This window comes from Streptomyces sp. NPDC002520 (genome assembly GCF_053595235.1).
In genome coordinates this window covers 37,832-62,892 of the sequence record NZ_JBSFXG010000043.1, presented here as the reverse complement: position 1 = coordinate 62,892, position 25,061 = coordinate 37,832, and the positions used below count along the sequence as shown (strand labels likewise).

At 71.4% G+C, this 25,061-nt stretch carries 20 protein-coding genes and 1 pseudogene; 12 read left to right on the top strand and 9 right to left on the bottom strand.

The genetic code is table 11. The features are described 5' to 3' along the window. Window positions 1-118: 118 nt before the first annotated feature. Together ACWD5D_RS38135 and ACWD5D_RS38130 are read left to right on the top strand one after the other, a co-directional pair. On the top strand, window positions 119-2,467 hold the full coding sequence (locus ACWD5D_RS38135) for an outer membrane protein assembly factor BamB family protein (RefSeq protein ID WP_451377394.1): 2,349 nt from the start codon (window positions 119-121) through the stop codon (window positions 2,465-2,467). Window positions 2,468-2,602: 135 nt separating this feature from the next. After that, window positions 2,603-3,208, top strand: a complete 606-nt coding sequence (locus ACWD5D_RS38130) for a hypothetical protein (RefSeq protein ID WP_451377393.1) — start codon at window positions 2,603-2,605, stop codon at window positions 3,206-3,208. Between the two features lie 129 nt (window positions 3,209-3,337). Here ACWD5D_RS38130 and ACWD5D_RS38125 read toward each other — a convergent pair whose 3' ends face one another. The 3 genes from ACWD5D_RS38125 to ACWD5D_RS38115 are packed head-to-tail and all read right to left on the bottom strand — an operon-like array spanning window position 3,338 to window position 5,677. Further along, window positions 3,338-4,111, bottom strand: a complete 774-nt coding sequence (locus ACWD5D_RS38125; RefSeq protein ID WP_451377392.1) for an enoyl-CoA hydratase/isomerase family protein — start codon at window positions 4,109-4,111, stop codon at window positions 3,338-3,340. Continuing rightward, window positions 4,108-4,515: a Zn-ribbon domain-containing OB-fold protein gene (locus ACWD5D_RS38120; RefSeq protein ID WP_451377391.1), complete on the bottom strand. Its 408-nt coding sequence runs from the start codon at window positions 4,513-4,515 to the stop codon at window positions 4,108-4,110. The genes ACWD5D_RS38125 and ACWD5D_RS38120 overlap by 4 nt, the downstream gene beginning before the upstream one ends. Window positions 4,516-4,522: 7 nt before the next feature. Continuing rightward, window positions 4,523-5,677 carry a lipid-transfer protein gene (locus ACWD5D_RS38115; RefSeq protein ID WP_451377390.1) on the bottom strand — a complete coding sequence of 385 codons (1,155 nt, stop codon included), beginning with the start codon at window positions 5,675-5,677 and terminating at the stop codon, window positions 4,523-4,525. Between the two features lie 93 nt (window positions 5,678-5,770). Between ACWD5D_RS38115 and ACWD5D_RS38110 the strand changes: the two genes are divergently transcribed. Next, the gene (locus ACWD5D_RS38110) at window positions 5,771-7,375 is read left to right on the top strand and encodes a FadD3 family acyl-CoA ligase (RefSeq protein WP_451377389.1); all 1,605 of its coding nucleotides are present in this window, start codon (window positions 5,771-5,773) and stop codon (window positions 7,373-7,375) included. Window positions 7,376-7,480: 105 nt separating this feature from the next. Here ACWD5D_RS38110 and ACWD5D_RS38105 read toward each other — a convergent pair whose 3' ends face one another. Together ACWD5D_RS38105 and ACWD5D_RS38100 are read right to left on the bottom strand one after the other, a co-directional pair. Beyond that, on the bottom strand, window positions 7,481-7,651 hold the full coding sequence (locus tag ACWD5D_RS38105; protein WP_451377388.1) for a hypothetical protein: 171 nt from the start codon (window positions 7,649-7,651) through the stop codon (window positions 7,481-7,483). Between the two features lie 204 nt (window positions 7,652-7,855). Continuing rightward, entirely contained in the window at window positions 7,856-10,822 is a 2,967-nt protein-coding gene (locus tag ACWD5D_RS38100; RefSeq protein WP_451377387.1) for an AfsR/SARP family transcriptional regulator, read from the bottom strand. Window positions 10,823-11,010: 188 nt separating this feature from the next. On the opposite strand from ACWD5D_RS38100, the gene ACWD5D_RS38095 reads away from it, so the two are divergent. The 6 genes from ACWD5D_RS38095 (at window position 11,011) to ACWD5D_RS38070 (ending at window position 18,522) form a co-directional block, all read left to right on the top strand. Next, window positions 11,011-12,246, top strand: coding sequence for an amidohydrolase family protein (locus ACWD5D_RS38095; RefSeq protein ID WP_451377386.1), 1,236 nt, complete (start codon window positions 11,011-11,013; stop codon window positions 12,244-12,246). After that, window positions 12,243-13,187, top strand: a complete 945-nt coding sequence (locus tag ACWD5D_RS38090; protein WP_451377385.1) for an LLM class F420-dependent oxidoreductase — start codon at window positions 12,243-12,245, stop codon at window positions 13,185-13,187. Before ACWD5D_RS38095 ends, ACWD5D_RS38090 begins: the two co-directional genes overlap by 4 nt. A gap of 10 nt (window positions 13,188-13,197) precedes the next feature. After that, entirely contained in the window at window positions 13,198-13,968 is a 771-nt protein-coding gene (locus ACWD5D_RS38085) for an SDR family NAD(P)-dependent oxidoreductase (RefSeq protein WP_451377384.1), read from the top strand. 118 nt (window positions 13,969-14,086) lie between these two features. Next, window positions 14,087-15,205, top strand: coding sequence for an LLM class flavin-dependent oxidoreductase (locus ACWD5D_RS38080; RefSeq protein WP_451377383.1), 1,119 nt, complete (start codon window positions 14,087-14,089; stop codon window positions 15,203-15,205). 120 nt (window positions 15,206-15,325) lie between these two features. Next, window positions 15,326-17,056, top strand: coding sequence for an N-acyl-D-amino-acid deacylase family protein (locus tag ACWD5D_RS38075; RefSeq protein ID WP_451377382.1), 1,731 nt, complete (start codon window positions 15,326-15,328; stop codon window positions 17,054-17,056). Continuing rightward, window positions 17,053-18,522 carry an aldehyde dehydrogenase family protein gene (locus ACWD5D_RS38070; protein WP_451377381.1) on the top strand — a complete coding sequence of 490 codons (1,470 nt, stop codon included), beginning with the start codon at window positions 17,053-17,055 and terminating at the stop codon, window positions 18,520-18,522. Before ACWD5D_RS38075 ends, ACWD5D_RS38070 begins: the two co-directional genes overlap by 4 nt. 20 nt (window positions 18,523-18,542) lie before the next feature. On the opposite strand, the gene ACWD5D_RS38065 is transcribed toward ACWD5D_RS38070, so the two are convergent. Together ACWD5D_RS38065 and ACWD5D_RS38060 are read right to left on the bottom strand one after the other, a co-directional pair. Then, entirely contained in the window at window positions 18,543-19,343 is an 801-nt protein-coding gene (locus ACWD5D_RS38065; RefSeq protein WP_451377380.1) for a hypothetical protein, read from the bottom strand. A gap of 190 nt (window positions 19,344-19,533) precedes the next feature. Further along, on the bottom strand, window positions 19,534-19,932 hold the full coding sequence (locus tag ACWD5D_RS38060; RefSeq protein WP_451377379.1) for a nitroreductase/quinone reductase family protein: 399 nt from the start codon (window positions 19,930-19,932) through the stop codon (window positions 19,534-19,536). 70 nt (window positions 19,933-20,002) lie between these two features. On the opposite strand from ACWD5D_RS38060, the gene ACWD5D_RS38055 reads away from it, so the two are divergent. Next, entirely contained in the window at window positions 20,003-20,533 is a 531-nt protein-coding gene (locus tag ACWD5D_RS38055; protein WP_451377378.1) for a GNAT family N-acetyltransferase, read from the top strand. A 99-nt stretch (window positions 20,534-20,632) separates the two neighbouring features. Here the strand turns inward: ACWD5D_RS38055 and ACWD5D_RS38050 are convergent, their stop codons facing one another. Beyond that, entirely contained in the window at window positions 20,633-22,006 is a 1,374-nt protein-coding gene (locus ACWD5D_RS38050) for a CehA/McbA family metallohydrolase (RefSeq protein WP_451377377.1), read from the bottom strand. Window positions 22,007-22,141: 135 nt separating this feature from the next. On the opposite strand from ACWD5D_RS38050, the pseudogene ACWD5D_RS38045 reads away from it, so the two are divergent. Next, window positions 22,142-22,366 (top strand): annotated as a pseudogene (locus tag ACWD5D_RS38045) (transposase); the annotation flags it as partial. Between the two features lie 708 nt (window positions 22,367-23,074). Here the strand turns inward: ACWD5D_RS38045 and ACWD5D_RS38040 are convergent. Beyond that, complete coding sequence (locus ACWD5D_RS38040; RefSeq protein WP_451377376.1) at window positions 23,075-23,407, bottom strand: hypothetical protein; 333 nt, start codon at window positions 23,405-23,407, stop codon at window positions 23,075-23,077. 179 nt (window positions 23,408-23,586) lie between these two features. Here ACWD5D_RS38040 and ACWD5D_RS38035 point away from each other — a divergent pair, with 179 nt between their 5' ends. After that, entirely contained in the window at window positions 23,587-25,059 is a 1,473-nt protein-coding gene (locus ACWD5D_RS38035; protein ID WP_451377375.1) for a hypothetical protein, read from the top strand. Window positions 25,060-25,061: the final 2 nt, after the last annotated feature.

The following is a 25,061-nucleotide window of genomic DNA, read 5'->3' as shown; positions in this document are numbered from 1 at the left end:
GGCCGCTCGGCCAGGAAGAATCAGGGTGCGTGCCGCCATGGCGGTGCGGTGGTGAGACGCTGCACTTCGGTCGCGTCCATATGGTGATGGCGCGGCTCGTACGGGGAGGTGGCAGGCAGTGGTGGATCAGCTGACACAGCACGATCCGCGGCGGATCGGGCCGTTCGAGGTGCTCGGCCGGCTGGGGGCCGGCGGCATGGGGCTGGTCTATCTGGCGCGCTCGGCGTCCGGCCGGCGCGTGGCGATCAAGACGGTCCGCACGGAGCTGGCCGAGGACCAGCTCTTCCGGGTCCGCTTCACCCGCGAGGTGGAGGCGGCCCGCGCGGTCTCCGGCTTCTACACGGCCGCCGTGGTCGACGCCGACCCGCGCGCCGCCGTGCCGTGGCTGGCCACCGCGTACGTCCCCGCGCCCTCGCTCGAGGAGATAGTGAACGACTGCGGGCCGCTCCCGGCCCAGGCCGTGCGCTGGCTCGCCGCGGGCGTCGCCGAGGCCCTCCAGTCCATCCACGGCGCCGGCCTGGTCCACCGCGACCTGAAGCCCTCCAACGTCCTGGTGGTCGAGGACGGCCCCCGGGTGATCGACTTCGGCATCGCCTCCGGCGTTTCGAACACCCGTTTGACGATGACGAACGTCGCCGTCGGCACGCCCGCCTACATGTCCCCCGAGCAGGCCAAGGACTCCCGCAGCGTCACCGGCGCCAGCGACGTCTTCTCGCTCGGCTCCATGCTGGTCTTCGCGGCCACCGGCCACCCGCCCTTCCACGGCGCCAACCCGGTCGAGACGGTCTTCATGCTGCTGCGCGAGGGCCCGGACCTCACCGGCCTCCCGGACGAGCTGCGCCCGCTCATCGAGGTCTGCATGCAGATGGAGGCGACCGGCCGCCCCAGCCCCGCCGACCTCCAGGCCCAGCTCGCCCCGCACCTCTTCGGCTCCGGCTCCGACGACAGCGGCACCGCCTCCGCCTGGCTGCCCGAGAAGGCCGTCGCCCTCATCGAGGGCCGCCGCGGCGGCCGCCCGCCCGCGAAGCCCGCCCTCACCGCCCCCCGCAGCGGCGGACGCCCGGCCGTGCCCCCGCCGCCGCCGTCCTACGACCCCGCCGTCCCGGCCCCCGTGCCCGTCGGCGCCCCCGACGCCGGCCCGGTCCGCCTGGCCGGCGCCCAGGTGCCCATCGGCCCCGGCCCGCGCGTCGCCGACGCCCGCGCCGCCGCCGTCAAGGCGCCCCCGCCCGAGGCCGGCCTGGTCGCCAACTGGTCCCGCCCGCGCCCCGGCGTGGGCGGCACGGATCCTGCCGTGGGCCCTGCCGTACCGCCCGCCCAGGCCGCGCCCCCGGAGCCCGCAGGCTGGCGCCCCTGGCGGTTCCGCATGTCCAACGACGTCTGGGGCACCCCGTCGGTCGCCGGCGACCTCGTCTACGTCACCTCCTTCGAAGTGCACGCCCTCGACGTGGCCACCGGCCGCCGCCGCTTCAAGACCCGCGACGTCGCCTGGTCCATGGCCGTCGCCGACGGCCGTATCCACGCCTCCGACGGCCCCACCCTCTTCGCCCTGGACGCCCGCGAGGGCACCGACCTGTGGCGGCTGTCCACGGACGCCTGGGTCTACTCCCTCAAGGCCGACCGCGGCACCGTCGTCACCGGCACCCGCGGCGGCGGCGTCCAGGCCTGGGAGGCGTCCGGCGGCCAGAAACTGTGGGAGATCTCCGGCTGCCAGACCGACTTCGAGTCGCCCGAGGCCGGCCCCACCGTCCACGACGGCACGGTCTACGTCTGGCAGGACGCCCGGCTGCGCGCCCTGGAGGCCCGCACCGGCGACGAGCGCTGGTCGTACCCCATCGGCGACGCGGCCTCCTGCGGCGGCGTCCCGGTCCGCATCACCCCGGCCCCCGACGGCTACGTGTACGTCGCCGCCGGGACCCGCGTCCTCGCCATCGACGTGGCGAGCGGCAGGGTGCGCTGGCACTTCGAGGCCCCCGCGGTCTTCCTCTGCCCGCCCGCCTTCGCGCCCGGCCCCGCGGTCACCGGCGGTGGCGTCTACCTCGCCGACTACCTCGGCACGGTCTACGCCCTCGACTCCACCGACGGCCGCGACCGCTGGCGCATCGCCACCGAGTCCCGTGCCTCCGTCGAACCGGTCTTGGTGGCCGCCGGCCACGTCCACGTCGGCAGCGGCAAGGGTCTGTACACCCTGGACGCGGTCACCGGCACCCCCAAGTGGCGCTTCCAGGCGGGCGGCGACGTCGTGGGCGCCCCCTCGGTCGCCGAGGGCCGCATCCACTTCGGCTCCACCGACCACCTCCTCTACACCCTGAAGGCCGACGACGGCCGGCTGCGCTGGAAGCTCGCCACCGGCGGCGAGATCACCGGCTCCCCGGTCGTCAAGGACGGGGTCGTGTACGCGTGCAGCAAGGACCGCTGCGTGTACGCGCTGGACGCGGAGAAGGGGACGGGGACCGCGCGCACGGCGTGACCGGGCCGGGTGTGGTCGGTGTGGTCCGGGTCCTGTACGGATACGGTCCGGGTCCTGTACGGGTTCGGTCCGGGTTCCGTGCGGGTTTGCTTCCGCACGCGGTGAACGCCCCCATGCCCCCGATAGTGTGACGACATGACGACTCGGGGGCGCGGAATCAGGTTCACGGCGGTGCTGGCACTCGTGGTGCTGGCCCTGACCGGCTTCTCACGGCACGGGCACAGCAGCCGGCACGGCAGCGGCAGCGGCGGCGGAGGCTGCAGCAGTTCGCACTCGGACCACGACACCTCGTCGTCGTCCTCGTCGTCCTCGTCGTCCGGAGGTGGCTCGTACGACACATCGGGCGGCTCCTCGTACGGCTCCGACGACGACGGCAGCAGCGGCTACAGCGGCACTGGAGGCGGCTACACCCGCCGCCCCACGCACCGCGTCACCTCCAGCCCCTCCGGCAGCGGCACCGGCTCGGCGCTCAAGGACGGCACGGCGAGGCTGATCAGCTGCGCGAGCGACAAGAGGCCGTACGCGACGGTCGAGATCACCAACCCCAACAGCCGCGAGGCCTACTTCCAGGCCTGGGTCACCTTCTACGACGACGCGGGCAGCTCACTCCTCGTGAACTCCTCCTCGGAGGTCTCGGTGCCCGCCCACGGCAAGGCGACCGCCCGGGTGACCGTCGGTGACGACCTCCTGGCCTCCGTCGACCACTGCCAGGCCGACCGGGAGGCCGACCTCAGGCCGTAGCGCCCGCCCGCCGCCAAGCGGGTCCGGCGAAGTCCGGCGCGGTTCGGTAGCGCCCCAGAGGGGCGCGGGGAACTGCGCGACCAGCCACGGCGGACCCGCGGATGACGCACCAGCTTTCCAGCGGAGCGCTTAGCGCAGGCGGAACTCCTGCCGCCGTGCGCCGAACAGCTCCGCCTGGCGTTCGGCCGGCAGGTTCCCGAGTGCGACGAGGTGCGGAGCCTGCGCGTACGCCTGCGCCAGGCCCGCCTCACGGGCCGCCCACAGCGCGCGCACGGTCCCCTGCACCCCCTCCGTGGGGTACCCGGCGATGACTGCGGCACAGCGGGTCGCCGCCTCCAACGCCCCGCCCCGCTCAGTAAGTTCGGACACGAGCCCGATGGTGTGGGCGCGCTGAGCGGAGAGCCGTTCCGCGCCGCCCATGAGCATCATCCGCGCGACCTCGCCGTACGGCATGCGGCTCGCCATGAGCATGGACTCGTAGGCGCTGACCATGCCGTACGTGGTGTGCGGGTCGAAGAACGTCGCCGTGGTGTCGGCGAGAACGAAGTCGCTCTCGCCCAGCAGATAGAAGGCGCCGCCGCAGGCCATGCCGTGCACGGCGGCCACGACCGGCTTCCACAGGCCGCACGCCTTCGGCCCGACGGCGAGCAGCGGATCGTCCTGCATGTACGGCGACGACGGCTGCGGCACGACGTAGTCCCGGTCGATCCCGGTGCAGAAGGCCCGCTCGCCGCTCCCGGTGAGCACGACGGCCCGCACGGAGTCGTCGAACCGCAACCGCCCCCACACCTCGCCGAGTTCCCGGACCATCTCCGCGTCGATCGCGTTGAGCCGCTCGGGCCGGTTCAGGGTGACGACGGCGACACCGCTGTCCTTGTCGACGGACAGGAGGAGGGCGCTCACGCCGGCACCCACTGCGGAATCCCGTCGGAGAAGACCACCCGCACCCGGGCGCCGATCCTGATGCGCCGCGGATCGAAGGAGCCCAGCGGCGCCCCGGCCCGGGGCACCAGATTGCCCACCAGCCGGATCCGGGGCGCGTCCTCCAGCTCCACGACGACCACGTTGTACGGCGCCTGCTCCGCGTAGTCGGGCAGCAGCGGCGGATGCGGCACGACGTACGACCACACGCGCCCCCGCCCCGACACCGGCCGCCACTCGCTCCCGAAGGACTGGCAGTGCGGGCAGCAGGGGCGGGGCGGGAAACGGGTCTCACCGCAGTCGGCACAGGCCTGGACGCGCAGCTCGCCGCGGGCGGCGTACTCCCAGAAGGGGGCGCCGTCCGTGTCGGTGACGGGGGTCAGCATGGCTGGCTCAACTCCTCAGCAGAAGGGCGGAGGTGGGGACACCCTCGCCGGCGGTGACCAGACAGGTGGCGGCGCCCGGGACCTGCGCGGTACTGGTTCCACGCAGTTGCTTCACCCCTTCGTTGATCAGGTTGAAGCCGTGCACATAGGCCTCGGAGAGCCCGCCGCCCCCGGTGTTGACCGGCAGCCGCCCCCCGATCTCCAGGGCGCCCTGCTCGGTGAAGGCCCCGCCCTCGCCGCGCCCGCAGAAGCCGTATCCCTCCAGCGACAGGGGTATCAGCGCCGTGAACGCGTCGTAGATCTGCGCCACGTCCACGTCCTCGGGTGTGAGGTCGGCGTGCTTCCACAGATGCCGGGCGGCGCTCCAGGCCGGGCCGGTGAGGGGGTCGTCGTTCCAGTAGTTGACCATGCCGTGGTGCTGGGCGGGCAGCGCCTGGGCGGTGGAGTGGACGTACACGGGTGCCTGCCGGCAGTCCCGGGCCCGCTCCCTGCCGACGATCACACAGGCCAACGCCCCGTCCGTCTCCAGGCAGTTGTCGAAGAGGCAGAGGGGCTCGCTGATCCACCGGGAGGTCATGTACATATCGCGGGTGAGCGGCCGTTCGTACATCACGGCGGCGGGGTTCTGGTTGGCCCTGTTGCGGCAGGCGAGGGCGACGTTGAACAGGTGGTCGCGCGTGGCTCCGTACTCGTGCATATAGCGGCGCGCCAGCATCGCGATCTCGTCGGCGGGCCGGAGCAGCCCGAAGGGCCGGGTCCACTGGGCCGGAGTGGGCAGCTGGACGGCCGTGTCGGTCCACGGCCTGGCCCCGCTGCCCCGCTTCCGCGACCGCCACGCCACCCCGACACCGGCCTGCCCGGAGGCGATGGCCGCGGCGAGATGGGCGACGGTCGCGCAGGACCCGCCACCCCCGAACCCCACCTTGCTGAAGAAGGTCAGATCCCCGAACCCGACCGCCTTGGCCAGCTCGACCTCGTCCGTCTCCTCCATCGTGTAGGAGGCGACGGCGTCGACCTCACCGGGCGCGATCCCGGCGTCGTCCAGCGCGGCGAGCACGGCACGGCACGCGAGTGTCTTCTCGTCCTCCGGGAGCTGCTTGGCGAAAGGAGTCTGTCCGATCCCGACGATGGCGGTCGCGTCCTTCAACCCAGGTCCGGCCATGTCACATCCACCCACCCCTCCTGTGCTGACAGGCCGTCAGGTTACAGCTAATCTGACGGTCAGTCAGCTACGCGTGCGCAGGGGAGGCCAGCTGTGAACGACTGGGGCGAATGGCGCACCATCCCCCGCCTGGTGCGATGGTCGGCCGAGCGGTACGCGGACACCGAGGCGGTGGTCGACGGCCGTACGAGGATCACGTACGCCGAACTCGGCGCCCGCGTCGAGCGCGCGGCCGCCGCCTGCCTCGCGAGCGGGGTACGGCTCGGCGACCGGGTGGCCGTCTGGGCCCCCAACTCCCTCGACTGGATGGTCGCGGCACTGGGCGCGGTGACGGCGGGCGCGGTCCTGGTGCCGCTCAACACCCGCTTCAAGGGGGCGGAGGCGGCGGACGTGCTGCGCAGGAGCGGGGTCCGGCTGCTGTTCGTGACGGGCACCTTCCTCGGCACCTCGTACGTGGCCTCGCTCCGGCGCGCGGCGGGGGAGGGCGTCCCGGCGGGCCCGGCCCCGCTGCCAGGGCTTCCCGCCCTGGAACGGATCGTGGTCCTCTCGGACGACGCCCCGCAGGACTTCCTCACGTGGAAGGACTTCCTGGCGGGCGGGGAGGGGGTGGCGGAGTCCGAAGTCCGTGCGCGTGCAGACGAATTGGCCGGGCCTGACCTCTCCGACATCATCTTCACCTCGGGGACGACCGGCCGCCCCAAGGGTGCGATGATCACCCACGAACAGACGCTGACGGCCTACGCGATCTGGGCCGACCTGGCGGGCCTGCGCAGCACGGACCGCTACCTCATCGTCAACCCCTTCTTCCACACCTTCGGCTACAAGGCCGGCGTGATCGCCTGCCTGATGCGCGGGGCGACGATGATCCCGCAACCGGTGTTCAACGTGGACACGGCACTGGCGAACATCGCGGCGGAACGGGTGTCGGTCCTGCCGGGCCCGCCCACCCTCCACCAGTCCCTCCTCGACCACCCCTCCCGCGCCGCCCACGACCTCTCCGCCCTGCGCCTGGTGGTGACGGGCGCGGCGGTGGTGCCGTTGCGGCTGGTGGAGCGCCTGCACGGCGAACTCGGCATCGACACCGTCCTCACCGCCTACGGCCTCTCCGAGGCCAGCGGCTTCGTCACGATGTGCCGCCGCGGCGACGACCCGTCCGTCATCTCCACCACCTCCGGCCGGGCGATCCCGGGCACGGAGGTGAAGGTGACCGCCGCCGACGGCACCCCGGTACCACCCGGCACCCCTGGTGAAGTGCGGGTCCGGGGCTTCAACGTCATGCGGGGCTACTTCGAGGACCCGGCGGCCACCGCGGAGACGATCTCCCCGGACGGCTGGCTCGGCACCGGCGACATCGGCGTCCTGGACGAGGCCGGCAACCTCCGTATCACCGACCGCCTCAAGGACATGTTCATCGTCGGCGGCTTCAACGCGTACCCGGCCGAGATAGAGCAACTCCTCGGCGTGCACCCGGACGTGGCGGACGTGGCGGTGATCGGCGTCCCGGACGCGCGGCTGGGGGAGGTCGGCAAGGCGTTCGTGGTGCGCCGGCCGGACTCGGTCCTGACCTCCGACGACCTGATCGCCTGGTCCCGCCGCGAGATGGCCAACTACAAGGTGCCGAGAGCGGTGGAGTTCGTGGGGGAGCTGCCGCGGAACGCGAGCGGGAAGGTGGTGAAGGGGGAGTTGCGGGGGCGGTGAACCGGCGCCGGGCCGAGGCCGCGGTGCCGTCCGGACATGCCGCGGCCGCGGCGGCTCCCCCTCGGTGCCGCCGCGGCCGACTCCCCCGTCGGTCGGAAAGTCCGGTCAGGCCTTCTCGTCCGTGGCGTGGCTGTTGTCCGGCGTGGCGATGGTGCCGGTCTCGCCGGCGCCCAGGGCGGTGACGGGCTTGATGGGCTCGCTGGTGGCGTGGCTGTTCAGCGTGGTCACCTCGTCGGCCGAGGTCTCCGCGTGGTCGGTCTTCTTGGCGTCGCTCATGAGTGCTCCCCTGATGTTTCTGTGCGTCGGGTCGGAAAGGCCCGCCCGGCAGCTCCCCCGAGGGCTGCCGGACGGGCATTTCTGGGCCGGTACACCATAAAGTGCGGCCACTTGACGTCCGCTCTGCCCCCCAGCGCGACGGATCGACACCACTGATGGTGCCGTGCGGCGATAAACGAACGATGAACGCGCAGGAGGCCGCGCTCAGGCGACCGCGCGCGGCTCGAGCAGCGCCCGCACCTCGTCGGCCTCCGGCGTGCCCAGCGCCTCGAAGATGCCCAGGGCCTCCTGCAGACAGACCTGCGCGCGACCGCTCTGCCCGATGCCGCTCAGGGCCCGCCCGAGCGCAGTGAGCACCTGGCCGCGCCGCCATTCGCCGCCGATCCCACGCAGGAGGGTCAGCGCCGATTCCGCGTACGTCGCCGCCTGTGCCAGGCGCCGGGCGGCGAGGTCGACCTCGGCGAGGCGGAAGAGCGTCATGCCCTCCCACAGGCGCTGCCGGCTGTCCCGGAACACCTCGTGGGCCTCCTCGAGACGTTCGGCGGCCTGGTCGAGCTGCCCGCTCTGCGTGAGCGCGAGGCCCAGCGCGTACCGCCCGTTGGCGCCCTTGAACGCGTGGCCCATGTCGTCGTACATGTCCGTGCCCTGCTGGGCCAGGGACACCGCGCTGGCGGTACGGCCCATCGCCAGGTGGATCCGCGAGAGGTTGCACAGGGCGCTGGCCTCGCCGGGCCGGTCTCCGGCGGACCGGAAGCTCTCGATGGCCCGGGTCAGATGCCTCTCACCGGCCTCGTGCCGGCCCTGGTACAGCGCGATGATCCCGACCATGTTGGACGCCCAGCACTGGGGCAGGGGGTCCCCCGCCAGCTCGGCCAGCCGTATGGCCCGGGCCGCCTCCTCGTCCGCCAGCTCGAAGCGGCCGGACAAGTGGTGGCCGTTGGCCAGCGTCACCAGGGCGCGGGCCTGCGCCTGTTGGTCGCCCAAGGCTTCGGCGGCCGCGCGGACGGCGCTTCCGGTCGCCTCGTACTCCCGGGAGTTGGCCCCCGACTCGGCCAGGTCGATGGCGGCCCACAGCAGGTCCACCGCGCGCCTGAGCTGATCGGGCCGGGTCGACTGGCGTACGCACGCGAGCAGGCAGACGGCCTCCGCGTACAGCCAGTCCTGGGCCTTGTGCCGGTTCTCGAAGGACAGCCCGGGGTACTCCGTCGGCTCCAGGTGATCCACCAGCCGGTCGCCCGGACGCTCGATCAGGTAGCCGCCCGCCGCGGTCGCCAGATAGAAGTCCAGCAGCCGCGACATCGCCGCGCCCCGCTCGCTCGGCGGGTGTTCGTCGCGTTCCGCGCAGGCGCGGGCGTAGAGGCGGACCAGGTCGTGGAAGCGGTAGCGGCCCGGAGCGGCGGATTCCAGGAGGGAGGTGTCGACCAGGGACTCCAGGAGGTCCTCCGTGTCCTCCAGCGGCAGGTCCAGGGCGGCCGCTGCGGCCGCCAGTGACATGTCGGGGCCGTCGGCCAGGCCCAGCAGGCGGAAGGCGCGGGCCTGGGCGGGCTCCAGCTGGCCGTAGCCCAGTTCGAATGTGGCCTTGACCGCCAGGTCGCCGGCCTGCAACTCGTCCAGCCTGCGACGCTCGTCCGCCAGCTTGGCCGCCAGGACCGAGACCGTCCAGGTGCGGCGCGCCGCCAGCCGGGAGGCGGCGATGCGGATGGCCAGGGGGAGGAAGCCGCAGGCGGCGACGACGTCGAGGGCGGCCTCGCGTTCGGCGGCCACCCGCTCCTGGCCCACGATCTTCGTGAACAGCGCCAGAGCCTCGTCCGGGGACATGACGTCCAGGTCGACGAGGTGGGCCCCGGCCAGGTCGACCATCCGGACGCGGGAGGTGACCAGCGCCGCGCACCCCTCGGTGCCGGGGAGCAGCGGTCGTACCTGGGCGGCGTCCTTCGCGTTGTCCAGCAGGACCAGGATCCGGCGGCCGTCCAGCACCGAGCGGTACAGGGCCGCCCGTTCCTCCAGCGAGTCGGGGATCGCGGAGTCGGCCGTGCCCAGGGCACGCAGGAACGAGCCCAGGACCGTCTCCGGTTCCGCGGGACGCGGTCCCGCCCCCTGGAGGTCCACGTACAGCTGGCCGTCCGGGAAGGCGGTGCGGGCCCGGTGGGCGACGTGGACCGCCAGGGTCGTCTTGCCGACGCCGCCGATGCCGGCCAGCGCGGACACGGCCATGACGCGGCCCTCGGCCTCCGACGCCGAGGCCAGTACGTCACTCAGCTCGGAGACGAAGGAGGTGCGGCCGGTGAAGTCGGGGACGGAAGCGGGGAGTTGGGCGGGGCGTACCTGGACCACGGGGGGTTCCGCCGCCGGCGCCGAGGGCTCCGCGAGGGCCGGGTCCGCCTGGAGGATGCGCTGTTGCAGCTCGCGCAGGCCGGAGCGCGGGTCCACGCCGAGTTCCTCGGCGAGGAGGCGGCGGGTGTCGGCGTAGACCGCCAGTGCCTCCGCCTGGCGGCCGCTGCGGTACAGGGCGAGCATCAGCAGCTCGCGCAGGCGCTCCCGCAGAGGGTGGGCCGCGGTGAGAGCCGTCAGTTCCGAGACCGCCTCCGCGTGGCAGCCCTGTTCGAGGTCCATGTCGAGGCGGGACTCCAGCAGCCCCAGCCGCCACTCCTCCAGCCGGGCCCGCTGAGCCTCCGCGTAGGGGCCGGGGACGCCCGCCAGCGGCTCGCCGTCCCAGAGGTCCAGGGCCTGGCCGAGCACCGAACGGGCCCGGTGCAGGTCACCGGCCCCGCGCGCCTTCTCCGCCTCCGCCGCCAGTTCCTGCGCGATCGCGAGGTCCAGCGCGCCCTCGTCGAGACCGCGCACCGCGTACCCGCCGGACTCGCTGACCAGGACCCCGGGGTCCAGGATCTTCCGCAGCCGGGACGCGTACGTCCGCAGGGCCGCCAGCGCCTGGGACGGTGGCTCGATGCCCCAGAGGGCGTCGATCAGCTCCGGCGCCGTCGCCGTACGGCCCTCGCGCAGCAGCAGGGCGGCCAGCAGGGCGCGCTGCTGCGGGGAGCCGGTGTTGAGCGGCTCCCCGTCACGCCAGGCACGCACCGGACCGAGCACGCTGAAGCGCGACGCGACCGGCTCCGCGACAGCCGCGGTGCCGGAGCGCCGCTGCCGTGGTACTCGCGGCCCACCGTCCATCCGTTCGCCCCCTAGGCATTCCGAACAACTCCGTCAGTTTGCCTTGTTCACGGCGGTTGCGTCAGCCGTGGGAGACGCCGATCACAGCGCGGCGCAGGGGAGTGCACAAGGCCCTCACACTCTCTCCGCGCCCCGAACCTCCGAAACAGTAGCTGACGGTCCGTCAGATCAGCGCTACCGTGAGGCTCATGGAGACCTCGACGACAGCGCCCTTCCCCCTGATCATCTCGGTCGACGACCACACCGTTGAGCCCGCCACGGTGTGGCAGGACCGGCTTCCCAAGCGGTACCTGGACACCGGTCCGCGCATCGTCCGCGCACCTCTGAAGGAAATGACCTTCCTGGGCGGGCGGTTCAAGCCCGTCATGGGCGAACCGGGCGACGACGGCCCGCTCGGCGACTGGTGGGTCTACGAGGACCTGCGCCGCCCCCTCACCCGCCTCGACACCGCCGTCGGCTACAGCAGGGACGACATCAAGCTCGAAGTCATCACGTACGAGCAGATGCGGCCGGGCTCGTACGACGTCCCGCAGCGCCTCGCCGACATGGACGTCAACCACGTCCAGTCCGCCCTGTGCTTCCCGACCTTCCCCCGCTTCTGCGGCCAGACCTTCACCGAGGCCCGCGACAAGGAGCTGGGTCTGCTGTGCGTGCGCGCCTACAACGACTGGATGGTCGAGGAGTGGTGCGGCCCGAAGGCGCGGGGCCGGCTGATCCCTCTCACCATCGTCCCGCTGTGGGACGCCGAGCTGGCGGCGGCGGAAGTGCGGCGCAACGCCGAACGCGGGGTGCGGGCCGTCGCCTTCTCCGAGATACCCCCGCACCTGGGCCTGCCGTCCGTCCACGGCGACGACTGGGACCCGTTCCTCGCGGCCTGCGACGAGACCGGCACGGTCGTCGCCATGCACATCGGCTCCAGCAGCCGGATGCCGTCCACCTCCGCCGACGCCCCGCCCGCCGTCGGCTCCACCATCACCTTCGCCAACTGCTGCTTCTCGATGGTCGACTGGCTGATGAGCGGCAAGTTCGAGCGCTTCCCGAACCTGCGGATCATGTACGCCGAGGGGCAGATCGGCTGGATCCCGTACATCCTGGAGCGCGCGGACGTGGTCTGGGAGGAGAACCGGGGCTGGGGCGGCGTCGCCGACAAGGTTCACCGGCCGCCGTCCGAGCTGTTCGCCGAGCACGTCTACGGCTGCTTCTTCGACGACGCCTTCGGCCTCAGGAACCTCGACTCCATCGGCGTCGGCAACGTCCTGTACGAGACCGACTACCCGCACTCCGACTCCACCTGGCCGAAGTCCAGGGAGGTCGGCGAGTCCCAGATGGGGCATCTGACGCCCGACGTGGTCGAGCGGATCGTCCGGGGGAACGCGATCGAGCTGCTGGGGCTGACCCCGGACGGCCTGTGGAGCCCCCGGTGAGCCCTGTGGAGTCCCCGGTGAGCCTCACGTACGGCATCCAGCTGCCCGTGCAGTCCCAGAGCACCCTCTACACCGAGGACTGGGAGACCGCCGCCGGGCCCGCCGACCTCGTCGAGATCGCGCGGGCCGTGGACCGCGCCGGGTTCGACTACCTCGCCTCCTGCGACCACGTCGGCGTCCCGCGCCGGCTGGTCGCGGCGATGAGCACGGTCTGGTACGACCCGGTCGCCACCCTCGCCCACCTCGCCGCCGTGACCGAGCGCGTCCGGCTGCTCAGCCACGTGGCCGTCGTCGGACTGCGCCACCCGCTGCTCACCGCCAAGCAGTACGCCACCCTCGACCAGCTGTCCGGCGGCCGGCTGATCCTGGGGGTCGGGGCCGGGCACGTGCGGGAGGAGTTCGAGGCGCTCGGCGTGGACTTCGAGCGGCGCGGGGCCGTCCTCGACGAGACGATCGACGCGCTGCGGGCCGCCCTCGGGCCGGAGGAGTTCCCCGAACACCACGGTAAGCTCTTCGACTTCGAGGGCCTCGGCCAGCGCCCCCGGCCCGCCCAGGAGCACGTCCCCCTCTGGGTGGGCGGCTCCTCTCCCGCCGCCGTACGCCGGGCCGCGTTGAAGGGCGACGGCTGGCTGCCGCAGGGGGATCCCCGGGACCGGCTGCCCGCCCAGATCGACAGGCTGCGGCGCATCCGCGCCGAGGCGGGCATCGAGGCGCCCTGCACGATCGGCGCCATCACCGAGCCGCTGTACGTCGGCCGGGCCGGCTGGGAGGTCGGGCGGAGCACCCTGGCCGGGCCGGCGCAGGAGATCGCCGAGTCGCTGCGGGCCTACCGCGCGATGGGCGTGGACCAGATCCAGGTGCGGTTCCGCAGCCGGAGCCGCAGCGAACTCATCGACCAGATCGCCGTGTTCGGGGCCGAGGTCGCACCCCGGCTGAACTGAGGAGGACGTCATGGGCAAGCTGGACGGACGGGTCGTCGTCATCACCGGGGCGGCGCGCGGGCAGGGCGAGCAGGAGGCACGGCTGTTCCGCGAGGAGGGCGCGCGGGTCGTCGTCGCGGACGTGCTGGACGACCAGGGGGAGGCCCTGGCCAAGGAGATCGGGGCCCTCTACGTCCACCTCGACGTCGGCACCGAGGACGGCTGGCGGGAGGCCGTCGCGGCGGTCAAAGCGGCGTACGGGCGCATCGACGGGCTGGTCAACAACGCGGGCATCCTGCGCTTCAACGCCCTCGTGGACACCCCGCTCGACGAGTTCATGCAGGTGGTGCAGGTCAACCAGGTCGGCTGCTTCCTGGGCATGAAGACCGTGGCACCGGAGCTGGAGGACGGGGGCACGATCGTCAACACCGCCTCCTACACGGCGCTCACCGGCATGGCGGCGGTGGGCACGTACGTCGCCACCAAGCACGCGGTTCTCGGGCTGACCCGGGTGGCCGCGCTGGAGCTGGCGGGCCGGCGGATCCGGGTCAACGCGGTCTGTCCGGGCGCGATCGACACGGCGATGTCGAACCCGGGCCGCCTCGACCCGGACGCCGACCCGGCGGAGACGAGCCGGGCCCTGGACGAGCTGTACCGCAAGCTCGTGCCGCTCGGGCGGGTGGGGCAGCCGGAGGAGGTGGCCCGGCTGGCCCTCTTCCTCACCTCGGACGACTCGTCGTACATCACCGGGCAGCCGTTCGTGATCGACGGAGGCTGGCTGGCCGGGGTCAGCATCATCTGACCTACATCCGACAGGCATCTGACTGTCCATCAGCTATTGACGGCCGGTGCGGCCGGTGCGACAGTCGGCCAGACAGAACCTGACGGTGTGTCAGATAACGTGAGGACGGTGAACCGCCGTGGAATTCGGGCTCTTCGTACAGGGATACGTGGGCAAGCGCGCCGAGACCGACCCGCTGGCCGAGCACAAGGCGCTGATGGAGGAGACCGAGTACGTCATCCAGGCGGACAAGTCCGGCTTCAAGTACGCCTGGGCCTCCGAGCACCACTTCCTGGAGGAGTACTCGCACCTGTCCGCCAACGACGTCTTCCTCGGCTACCTCGCCCACGCCACCGACCGCATCCACCTCGGCTCCGGGATCTTCAACCCGCTCGCCCAGGTCAACCACCCGGTCAAGGTCGCCGAGAAGGTCGCCATGCTGGACCACCTCAGCGAGGGCCGCTTCGAGTTCGGCAGCGGGCGGGGCGCCGGCAGCCACGAGATCCTCGGCTTCCTCCCCGGGATCACCGACATGAACTACACGAAGGAGATCTGGGAGGAGACGATCGCCGAGTTCCCGAAGATGTGGCTCCAGGACGAGTACACCGGCTTCCAGGGCAAGCACTGGCAGCTCCCGCCGCGCAAGGTGCTCCCCAAGCCGTACGGGAAGTCGCACCCGGCGATGTGGTACGCGGCCGGATCGCCCGCGTCCTACTCCATGGCCGCCAAGAAGGGCCTCGGCGTCCTCGGCTTCAGCATTCAGAAGGTCTCCGACATGGAGTGGGTGCTGGAGCAGTACAAGACGGCGGTCGTCAACGCGGAACCCGTCGGGGACTTCGTCAACGACAACGTGATGGTGACGACCACCGCCATCTGCGCACCCACGCACGCGGAGGCCATCGACATCGCGGTCAACGGCGGGCTGCACTACCTGCCCTCGCTGGTGTTCCGGTACCACGACACGTTCCCCCGGCCGGAGGGGTTCCCGGAGTGGCCGGAGACGCTGCCGCAGTACACGCCGGAGTTCGTGGAACTGCTCGTGGAGGAGGAGCTGCTCATCTGCGGGGACCCGGACGAGGTGCTGCGCCAGTGCAAGCGGTGGGAGCAGGCGGGGGCGGACCAGTTGAGCTTCGGATTGCCGGTGGGGGTGCCGAAGGAGGAGACGCTGCAGACGATCCGGTTGATCGGGGAGCACGTGATTCCGAAGATCGACACGGATCCGGTGCATCGCACTACGCGGTTCCGGGCTGCTGCTTGATCGCCGTTGCGGGGTGCGGGTGCGTGGGGGCTTGTCGCGCCCACGCGGCGGAGCCGCATATCGATACAGCCCCGCGCCCCTAGGTAAGCCAGCACCCCGGAGTCGAAAAGGGAGCCCCCTGTGCTCGATCATGTCATCAAGGGCGTCACCGTCGTGGACGGCACCGGGGCGCCCGCCTTCGTCGCCGACGTGGGGATACGAGACGGTCGTATCGTCGCGATCGGAGAGATCACCGAAGAAGCCCGCACCAGCGAGGACGCGCGTGGCCTCGTCCTCGCCCCCGGGTTCGTCGACCCCCACACCCACTACGACGCCCAGCTCTTCTGGGACCCGTACGCCACGCCGTCCCTCAACCACGGGGTGACGACGGTCGCGGCCGGGAACTGCGGGTTCACCCTCGCCCCGCTCAACCCCGACCGCCCCGAGGACGCCGACTACACGCGGCGGATGATGTCCAAGGTGGAGGGGATGTCCCTGGTCGCGCTGGAGGAGGGGGCGCCCTGGAACTGGCACTCCTTCGGGGAGTATCTGGACGCCCTGGAGGGGCGGATCGCGGTCAACGCGGGGTTCATGGTGGGGCACTGTGCGCTGCGCCGGCACGTGATGGGGCCGGACGCGGTGGGCGGGCAGCCGACGCAGGAGCAGCTCGCGGAGATGCTCCAGCTGCTGCACGAGGCCATGGACGCGGGGGCGTGGGGGTTCTCCACGACCCAGTCCAGTACGCACTCCGACGGGGACGGACAGCCGGTCGCGTCCCGGCACGCCCGGCCCGAGGAGCTGCTGGCGCTCTCGCGGGCCGTCGGCGAGCACGAGGGGACGCAGATCGAGGCGATCGTGGCCGGGTGTCTGGACCAGTTCAGCGACGCCGAGATCGATCTGTTCGTGGAGATGAGCGCGGCGGCGGGCCGGCCGCTCAACTGGAACGTGCTCACCATCGACGCCGCCGTGCCGGAGCGGGTGCCCCGGCAGCTGAGCGCGAGCGAACGGGCACGCAAGGCGGGCGGGCGGGTGGTGGCGCTCACCATGCCGATCCTGACCCCGATGAACATGTCCCTGGGCACCTTCTGCGCCCTGAACCTGATCCCGGGGTGGGGGCCGATCCTCGGGCTGCCCGTTCCCGAGCGGATCGAGCGGCTGCGGGACCCGGAGGTCCGCGCCGAGATGCTGCGGCGCGCCCGGTCCAAGGAAGCGGGGGTCTTCCGGCGGCTCGCGGACTTCGGGCGGTACGTCATCGGGGACACCTACAGCGAGGCCAACCGGGGACTGACCGGGCGGGTGGTGCGGGACATCGCCGCCGAGCGGGGCCTGGACCCCTTCGCCTGCCTGGTGGAGATCTGCGCGAACGACGAACTCCGGACGGTCCTCTGGCCGATGCCGACCGACAACGACCCCGACTCCTGGGCCCTGCGCGCCGAGACCTGGCAGCACGAGGACGTCCTGCTCGGCGGCTCGGACGCGGGCGCCCACCTGGACCGGATGTGCGGGGCGCCCTACACCACCCGGTTCCTCGGGGACTGTCTGCGCCGTCGGAAGCTGGTGGGTCTTGAACAGGCGGTGAAGATGCTGACGGACGACCCGGCGCGGCTGTTCGGGCTGCGCGAGCGGGGCCGGATCAGGGAGGGCTGGCATGCGGACCTGGTGCTGTTCGACCCGGAGCGGATCGACGCGGGTCAGGCCACCCTGGTGCACGACCTGCCGGGTGACAGTCCACGGCTGGACTCCAAGGCGCTCGGGATACGGGCCGTGTGGGTCAACGGCGTCGAGGCGATCCGCGACGATGTGGTGAGCGGCGCCGTGCCGGGCCGGGTACTGCGGTCCGGGCGCGACACCGGGACGGTGAGCACCAGGTGAGCGAAGTGCGGCGGGAGCGCCGGGAGCAGCGGCTGTTCGTCGGCGGGAAGTGGGTCGAGCCCGGCGCCGGCTTCCACCCGGTGACCGATCCGGCCACCGAGGAGACCGTCGGACTCGCCCCGGAGGCCTCGCCGGAGCAGGCGCGGGAGGCCTGCGCGGCGGCGCGCGAGGCGTTCGGGCGCTGGTCGCGGACCCGGCCGGAGGAGCGGGCGGCGATACTCGGGCGGGCCGCGGAGATCATCCGCGAGCGGCTCGTGCCGTACGCCGAGCTGGCGCGGGCCGAGACCGGGGCGACGACCGGGACGGCGCGGGCGATGCAGGTCGGCGTGGCCGCCGCCCGCTTCCGCCGGTACGCCACGGTGGAGCCCGCCGAGTGGGCGATCGCCCCGCAGATCAACGAGGCCGGCCCGATGGGGAAGGCGGGCGTGATGGGCGCGCTCGCGGTACGGCAGCCCGTCGGGGTCGTCACGTGCGTCACCTCGTACAACAACCCGTGGGCCAACCCGGCCGGCAAGGTCGCGCCGGCGCTGGCCATGGGCAACACCGTGGTGGTGAAGCCGGCCCCGCAGGACCCGCTGTCCGTGTACCGGATGGCCGAGGCGCTGGAGGCGGCCGGGGCGCCGCCGGGCGTGGTGAACGTGGTCTCGGGGCGCTCGGTGGCCGTGGGGGAGGAGGTCGTGGCCTGCGACGACGTCGACATGGTCAGCTTCACCGGGTCCACGGCCGTCGGCCGGCGCATCGCCGAGGTGTGCGGGCGGGACATGAGACGCCAGCTGATGGAGCTGGGCGGCAAGGGCGCCGCGCTCGTCTTCGACGACGCCGACCTGGCCTCGGCCGTCGCCGGCATCGGCACGACGTTCTCCTTCTACAGCGGCCAGATCTGCACGGCCCCGACCCGGGTCCTGGCCCAGCGGGGCGTGTACGACCGCCTGGTCGAGCAACTGGCCGCCTACGCACGCCGGTTGAAGATCGGGGACCCGAGGGAGCCCGACACGGTGGTCGGCCCGCTCATCTCCGCCGAACACCGGGCGCGCGTGGAGTCGTACGTCGAACTGGGCCGCAAGGAAGGGGCGAACGTGGTCACCGGCGGCGAACGCCCGCCCCTGGAACGCGGCTTCTACGTCGCGCCCACCCTCCTCGCCGACTGCACGAACGACATGCGCGTGGCCCGGGAGGAGATCTTCGGCCCGGTGGTGGCGGTCATCCCCTTCGACGAGGAGGACGAGGGCGTGGCCCTCGCCGACGACTCCGAGTACGGCCTGATCGACTACGTCTGGTCGGGCGACGTGGCCCGCGCCTTCCGCGTCGCCCGCCGCCTGCGCGCCGGCGGCGTCGGGATCAACACGGTCGGCCGCAACATGGAGGCGCCGTTCGGCGGCTTCAAGCGCAGCGGAGTCGGCCGCGACGTCGGCTCGTACGCGCTCCACGCGTACAGCGAGGTGCAGGCGATCGTCTGGCCGGGGTGACCGGTGCCGCCCCTCCCCCTTTACTGCGGCGGCGGGCCGCCGAAGGGCGACTGCTGCCCGTGCTGCTGCGCCTGTGGGCCGTACTGCGGCGGTTGCTGCTGCCCGTACTGAGGGGGCTGCTGTTGGTGCTGCGGTGCGCCGTATGGGGGCTGCGGCTGCTGGGACTGGCCGCCGTAACCGGGTACCTGTTGGCCGTATCCGGGCGCCTGCTGCCCGTACTGCTGCCCGTACTGCGGAGGCTGCGGCTGCCAGTACTGCTGCTGGGAGCCCGGCGGGAGGTAGAAGACCTGGCCGGGGGACGGCTCGTGGCGTACGAAGCCCGCTGTCTGGAGATAGACGCCGGCCTTCCTGTGACGAAGGAAGTTGACCCAGATGCCGACGCCGACCAGGACGACCATGACGCACAAATAGCCGAGGGCGAGACCCGCGGAGTCGCCCAGGAAGCTGAGTGAGCGGAGCGACGCCAGGAAGAGGGCCACCCCCACGACCGGCAGCCGTCTCAGCAGCGCGGCCTTGCCGGTCAGGTCGAACAGGACGCGCTTCTTGTCGAGTTCCAGCGTCTGCGGCGGGATCCCGGGCACCTGCGGTGCGTACGGCCAGTACTGCGCGGCGCGTGCCTGTGCCTGCGGGCTGAGGTCGGGGGTGAAGCGCAGCTTGATGGAGAAGACCTCCTGCCGGGCCCCGGCGTACTGGTAGCCGAACAGCTCCGCGGTGGACACCAGCGTCGCGAGCCGCTTCATCGTCGACATCGTGGTCGCGAACTCGAACGGCATGCCCCGGCGCATGTGGTCGAGCAACTGGAGTGTCCGGCGATCTGCCATGCGTCCTTCAATCCCCCTCGGTAAGCGCGCCCTGCGCTGCTGCACCCCGGCGCTGTGGCCATCGTTCAGAAGGGGCAGCCTAGCCAGCCGCGGCGCCCAGGCCACCCCTCATGCGCCCTTTCGGAAGGTGAGGCTCCGCACCCCGCGTCGACCGTCCCGCGCCGCCGCCGATGCAGGTGCGGTAGCGCCCTCAGCCCTCCAGATCCACCCGCACGGTCATCAGGTCGTTGCCGAACGCCCGTACCGCCGCGCTGTTGAACCGGGGCAGCGAGCGCAGACGGGCGACCGGGTCGTCGTCGGGGAGGAGGTGCGCGGTGCCCTGGTGCCAGCGGCCGGCGATACGGACGCGCACCTTCGGGTCGGCCTGGATGTTGCGCACGTACTGCGACTTGTAGCCGAACTCGGAGACCAGCCAGAAGGATTCACCGACCCGCCGCCCGCCCACCGGCGTCTGCCGCGGCAGCCCGGACGTGCGGCCGGTCGTCTCCAGCAGCACCTGGAACGGCAGGCGCCGGTTGAGGGGGTTGGCGAGGTAGCGCTGGAATCGCGTGACCACGCGGTGCTTGAACTCGGCGGAGCGGGACGACATGAGGGCGCTGCCTCCTGCATGCTGGGTGGTTCGAGGGATCGAACAGTCCGACGGGGGAGACGGTACGCCCGTGCGCTTCACGCCTGGGGAAACGGTGGACACCGAGCGGCTGACGTTGCTGCCGCTGCGGCCCGCGCACGCGGAGGAGATGGCCGGTGTGCTGGCCGACCCCGCCCTGCACACCTTCATCGGCGGCGCCCCGCAGCCCCTGGAGGCCCTGCGCGCCCGCTACGTCCGCCTCACCGCGGGCTCGCCCGACCCGGCCGTCACCTGGCTGAACTGGGTGATCCGCCTGCGGGAGGAGGACTGCCTGACGGGCACCGTCCAGGCCACGCTGACCGGTGGCACGGCCGAGATCGCCTGGGTGGTCGGGCTGCCCTGGCAGGGGCGGGGCATCGCTTCCGAGGCCGCACGGGGGCTGGTGGACCGGCTGCGCACCCAGCCGGTGCACACGGTCGTCGCCCACATCCACCCGGCCCATCACGCCTCCGCCGCCGTCGCCACCTGCGCGGGACTCACCCCCACCGACGAGCAACAGGACGGCGAGACCCGCTGGCGGCTGACACTCCCGCAACCCGCCCGGGGAACGCCCGGTTCGTGAGCGCGGCCGACCACGAGCGGCCCGCGGGGACGCGGTGGAGGCTCCGCGGGGACGCGGTCGCCGGGATCGTCGCCCTGCGCCGCGCGACCCGCACGGTCCTCAACGGGTCCCCAGGAACACCGGGTTGGTGAACGCGGCCATCGCGCCCGGCACCGGCCCCAGCGCCGCCTCGTGGCGCAGCTCCGCCCGTACGTAGGCCGCACGCGCCGGAGTCGTACGCCACTCGACCACGCCCTCCCCCGACACCGGCAGCGGTCCGCTCGTGAGCAGGACGCCCTGGTCGGTCACGAGGCGGGCTGTGCACCGGTGGGCGCCGGAGACCTCCAGGCGGACGGTCACCGGGGTGTCCTCCGGGACCCCCAGCCGCTCGCCGATCCCGGCCTGCCGGCCGTCCTCGGCGGTCGCGGTGAAGATGAGGTTCACGTGCCGCGACTCGGCCACGTACGAACGGCCCGCGCGCAGACCGGCCAGGATCGCGTCCCGGGAGAGGTCGACGGCGAGGACGACCGTCTGAGGCAGCCCGACGGCATCGGGGGCGCGGTGGGCGTCACTGTTGCCCATGGCCGGGAGCCAGGACCCCTTCCGCCGTGCGGATACGGCGAGTCGGGCGTCCCAGGTGGCCAGGGTCATCTCGTCGTCGGGAGTCCAGGGCCCGTTCCACACCTCGACCGCGTCCGCCTCCGCGAACCCGAACTTCCAGGAGCAGCCGACGCAGGAGCCGTACGGATGGGCCGGTACGACCAGCCCGCCGGCCCGGCGGATCTCGCGGGCGAAGTGCCCCCAGCGGTCCTCCCGCGCCCGGTACCGCCAGTCGACGAACGTGCCCGGGTCGGTGCCGACGGCCAGCACATGCCCGTTCCTGGTCGTGACCTCCTCGCCCAGCAGCACGAGCAGGTCCTCGCCCGCCGCGTCGGCCCAGTGGGCGTGCGAGGCGTTCGTGTTGTGGTCGGAGCTGTTGACGAAGTCCAGCCCCGCCGCACGGGCCAGCGCCGCGATCTCACCCGGCGTGCGGCGCCCGTCGGAGTGCCAGGAGTGCAGGTGACAGTCCCCCCGGTACCAGTCCCGCCCCCGCCCGCCGACCCGGGACGGCGGATAGGCGGGCTCCGGTGCCTTTCCGGCCTCCCCGGGCACGAGCGTCACCGTCACCTCGTACGCCAGCCCCTCCGGCGCCACCGTGTACGGCCCCAGCGCGATGTGCCAGGTACCGGGGTTCAGCGGGCCGGGGAGATAACCCGGGGTCGCTTCATCCCCCCGGACGAAGAACTCCGTACGGGCACCCCCCGACCAGCCCCGAAAGCCCCGCCCGCCCAGCTCGACGCCCCGCTCGTCGAAGAGCCCGATGTCGAGCGCGTTGCCGGGCCGCCGGTCGTACGTGTAGGAGACGCGCAGCTCTCGGGTGCCGGCCGGAACTTCGCAGGGGAGATAGACGTAGTCCGGTGAACCTGGGGCCAAAGTGCCGCGCACAGTCCTCACACGTCCAAGTTAGCCTCGCGCTTTCACGAGGTGAGCTGTCCAGGAGTTGATCAGAAACACGGAAAGTGCCCTTGACCTGCAACGATGGGACTTGCTGAGGGTCCTGTTGGCTGCAAGGAAAAGAGCACTTTCCAGGTGAGAGAGCCTATCTCGTCGTACCCGCGTGTCCGTGTCCAGGGAGACGGTCGGCAGGTGGTCTCGCAGGCCGGTGCGGTCCTGCTGCTGGAGACGGTCCGCAAGATCGGCCTTGACCAGGCGATATCCATAGCCCTGGCGTCCTGGCGCAAGCCGCGGGCCGTCCACGATCCTGGGAAGATCCTTGTGGACCTTGCTCTGGCGGTCGCGCTGGGCGGGGACTGCGGCTGGCCAACTCGTCACCACCGGCCGTCGCAGAATCCTCCGCCTGGCCCGCCGCTGGCCCTGGACCCACGAGGTCACGGACGCCCTCGAACGACGCGCACTCCTGCCCAACCCGGGCTGACCAGCCAACTTCCCGTCCCGACGACAGCACCACCCGACCCGGGCAGTGGAACCCGGCACCCACCCGACACGACAGTCGGGCCACCGGCCTGCTCACCAACCGCCCCGAAACCCGAAAAGGTCCCCCGACTCCGTCGACGGACCCTCACGAAAGATCGAGGCTGGAAGGGGCGCTCTCAGCGAACGCCCCTTCTAGCGTTGGTGGGGTGACTTCGGCCTTTGGGCTGCCTTCCCCGAGACGAGTCGTTCTCAGATGGCCTTGCAGCCCGTGCGCGTCCACCGCGAGAAGCCCCGCCCGTAGCAGACGGACTTCACGGTCTGGCACTTGAGGGAAGGCGGCTTAGGCCAGGTCTTGCGCTTCACATCGACCCCCGATCACGTTCACGCCGCACCGTTCGCGCCGTGTCTCGAAGCTGTTTGATTGCCTGGTACTTCTGGTGACGGCGGCGGGCTTCGGCCTCCAGGGCTTCCAGCGGCCGAATTTCCGTGAGATGCGCCTGCCTTCCAACCATTCCTCGATGCACCAGAAGAGGAAGGCCAAGCCCACGACGACGCCGATGAGGCCGAAAATCAGTTCAAGGGCGAGCTTCACTCGAACCCCCGGCCACGTCCGAAGTCGTGGACGCTGCGTGCCGTCACCCGGGCGTACTCCTGGGCGATGGGGATCAACAGGGACGCGAGGTAGGCGTCTTGTCCCGCCAACTCACGGGCGAGGTTCGCGACGTCAGTCACGTCCTCCATCCCGGCCTCGGCGAGACGCTTGCGCATCATCGCCTTGACTTCTTCCTTCTTGCCGTCGCCCAGCAACTTGTAGACGTCGACTTCGGTCTGCGACGCGACCTTCTCGCGCTGGCGCTCCAACGCGCTCCCGCGTCGCCTGCCACGCTCCGGCATCCCGAACAGTTCAAGGCTGCTGCCCATAGCTCCGTTCTCCTTGCTCTTCCGGTGTCGGGCTTGATGCCTGCGACCTTGTTGAGAACGGTGGTTCAGGGAACGGCGGACAGTACACGCCAGGAAGGCCGACACTTAAAATGTCCAGTGGTGTCCAGTGCTGTCGGGTGCGCTGAACTGCACCGATGCATTGGGTGAGGGGGTTCTCCGTGAGCGACGTCGACGACCTGGTGGAGGCGTTCAAGGCCCTGCGGCGGGAGGAGGGGGCCACACCCGTCAAGCTGGCCGACTACCGCGCAGGCCACCTGACCGAACTGCTGGGGACTCCGGGTAACGAAGAAGCGGCGCTTCAAGTGCTCGGCGACCTCATCGGAAGGATGGGTGAGCCAACCTTCAACATGGCCTCGGCTGGTGTCAGCGCACGACTGAGGAAGCCACTCGTCCAACGCGCGGTGCGTGTGGCGTTGGGTATCGGTGACGACGACCAGGGCGTGCCGCTGGTAGACCACGGCAACCTCACTCAACGTCGTAGCTGGGCGTGCGGTGAGTCGGGCAGCTCAGTAACTCCGCCCTACTTCACGGGCGGCACTACCAAGACGCACGAACGTCATGAAGAGGCTGGCTTCCGTGTGCTCGCGAGCCTGATCCTCGCTCGTGCTGAGAACCCCTCGTTTCAAGAGGCTGCCGCCCGGCAGTTGGCCGAGGCGAACCAGACTGCCGCCTGCACCCCCGCGGAACCGATCGACCTGAAGGCTGCTCTCCCCGCGTTGCCCGAGGACGACCAGGGCGACGACGCCGTGACGGTGGAAGCGGCCGATCAAACAGACGCCGGCCGCAGGGGCAAGGTACGGGCGGTCATGCGTTGGTCGCGAAGGGCGGCAGCTCCCCGCAACCCTCGTTACCGACCACTGCGCCCATATGAAGTCGTACTCACCGTGATGTGCGTCGGGGCGCTAATCGCGGTTGGTGCGCTCATATACACCGGTGTCATCCCGCGTCCGGGGAATCGGGCAGGGACGACCAATCCAACGGCCGAGGCACCCAGCGGCGCTCCTGTCGGGGAGATCAACAACACCACCGGTTGGGGGCCACGCCGTGAGACCTACACGATGAAATCACCCGCAGCCGCGCCGGTATTCAATTCGATCACTGACCACCCCACCATCGGGGATGAGCGCAACTTCTTTGGGTGTCGTGACCTCGCGCAGGAGGGGACGTACTACTCGAACGAGGTCATCGAGCACCCCGGGCACACCTATGAGTGCTCCCTGTATTTCGATAATGACGTTGCACCGAATCTCGCGCAGATGGCGAGCCCCGACACGGGTGAGAACCTTCTCGCTATGCTTCACGACGCCAAAGCTCGAATCGGTCTACCCGACGCCACGCCGAAGCCGAATGTTGGCGTTGAAGCTCATCTTTCGGCGTCCAATGTCGTACCGCCCGCGCCGTCTGATGTCTGGTCGTCTTGTAACTTCGTCGGCCCCGATCAGATCACCTTGACCTACGTTGCAGGCTCCGCCCGGATGGTCACGGCGGATACTCCGAAGGACGGTGCTCCGCTGAAGGGAGACGCCTCCTTCACCACTACAGGTGCTCTGCTCGGCAAGAACCAAGACGGCTACCTCGGGCAGAACGGTGGATACATCGTTTTCAACGTCCGGGTGCAGGGGGAGAATTAGCA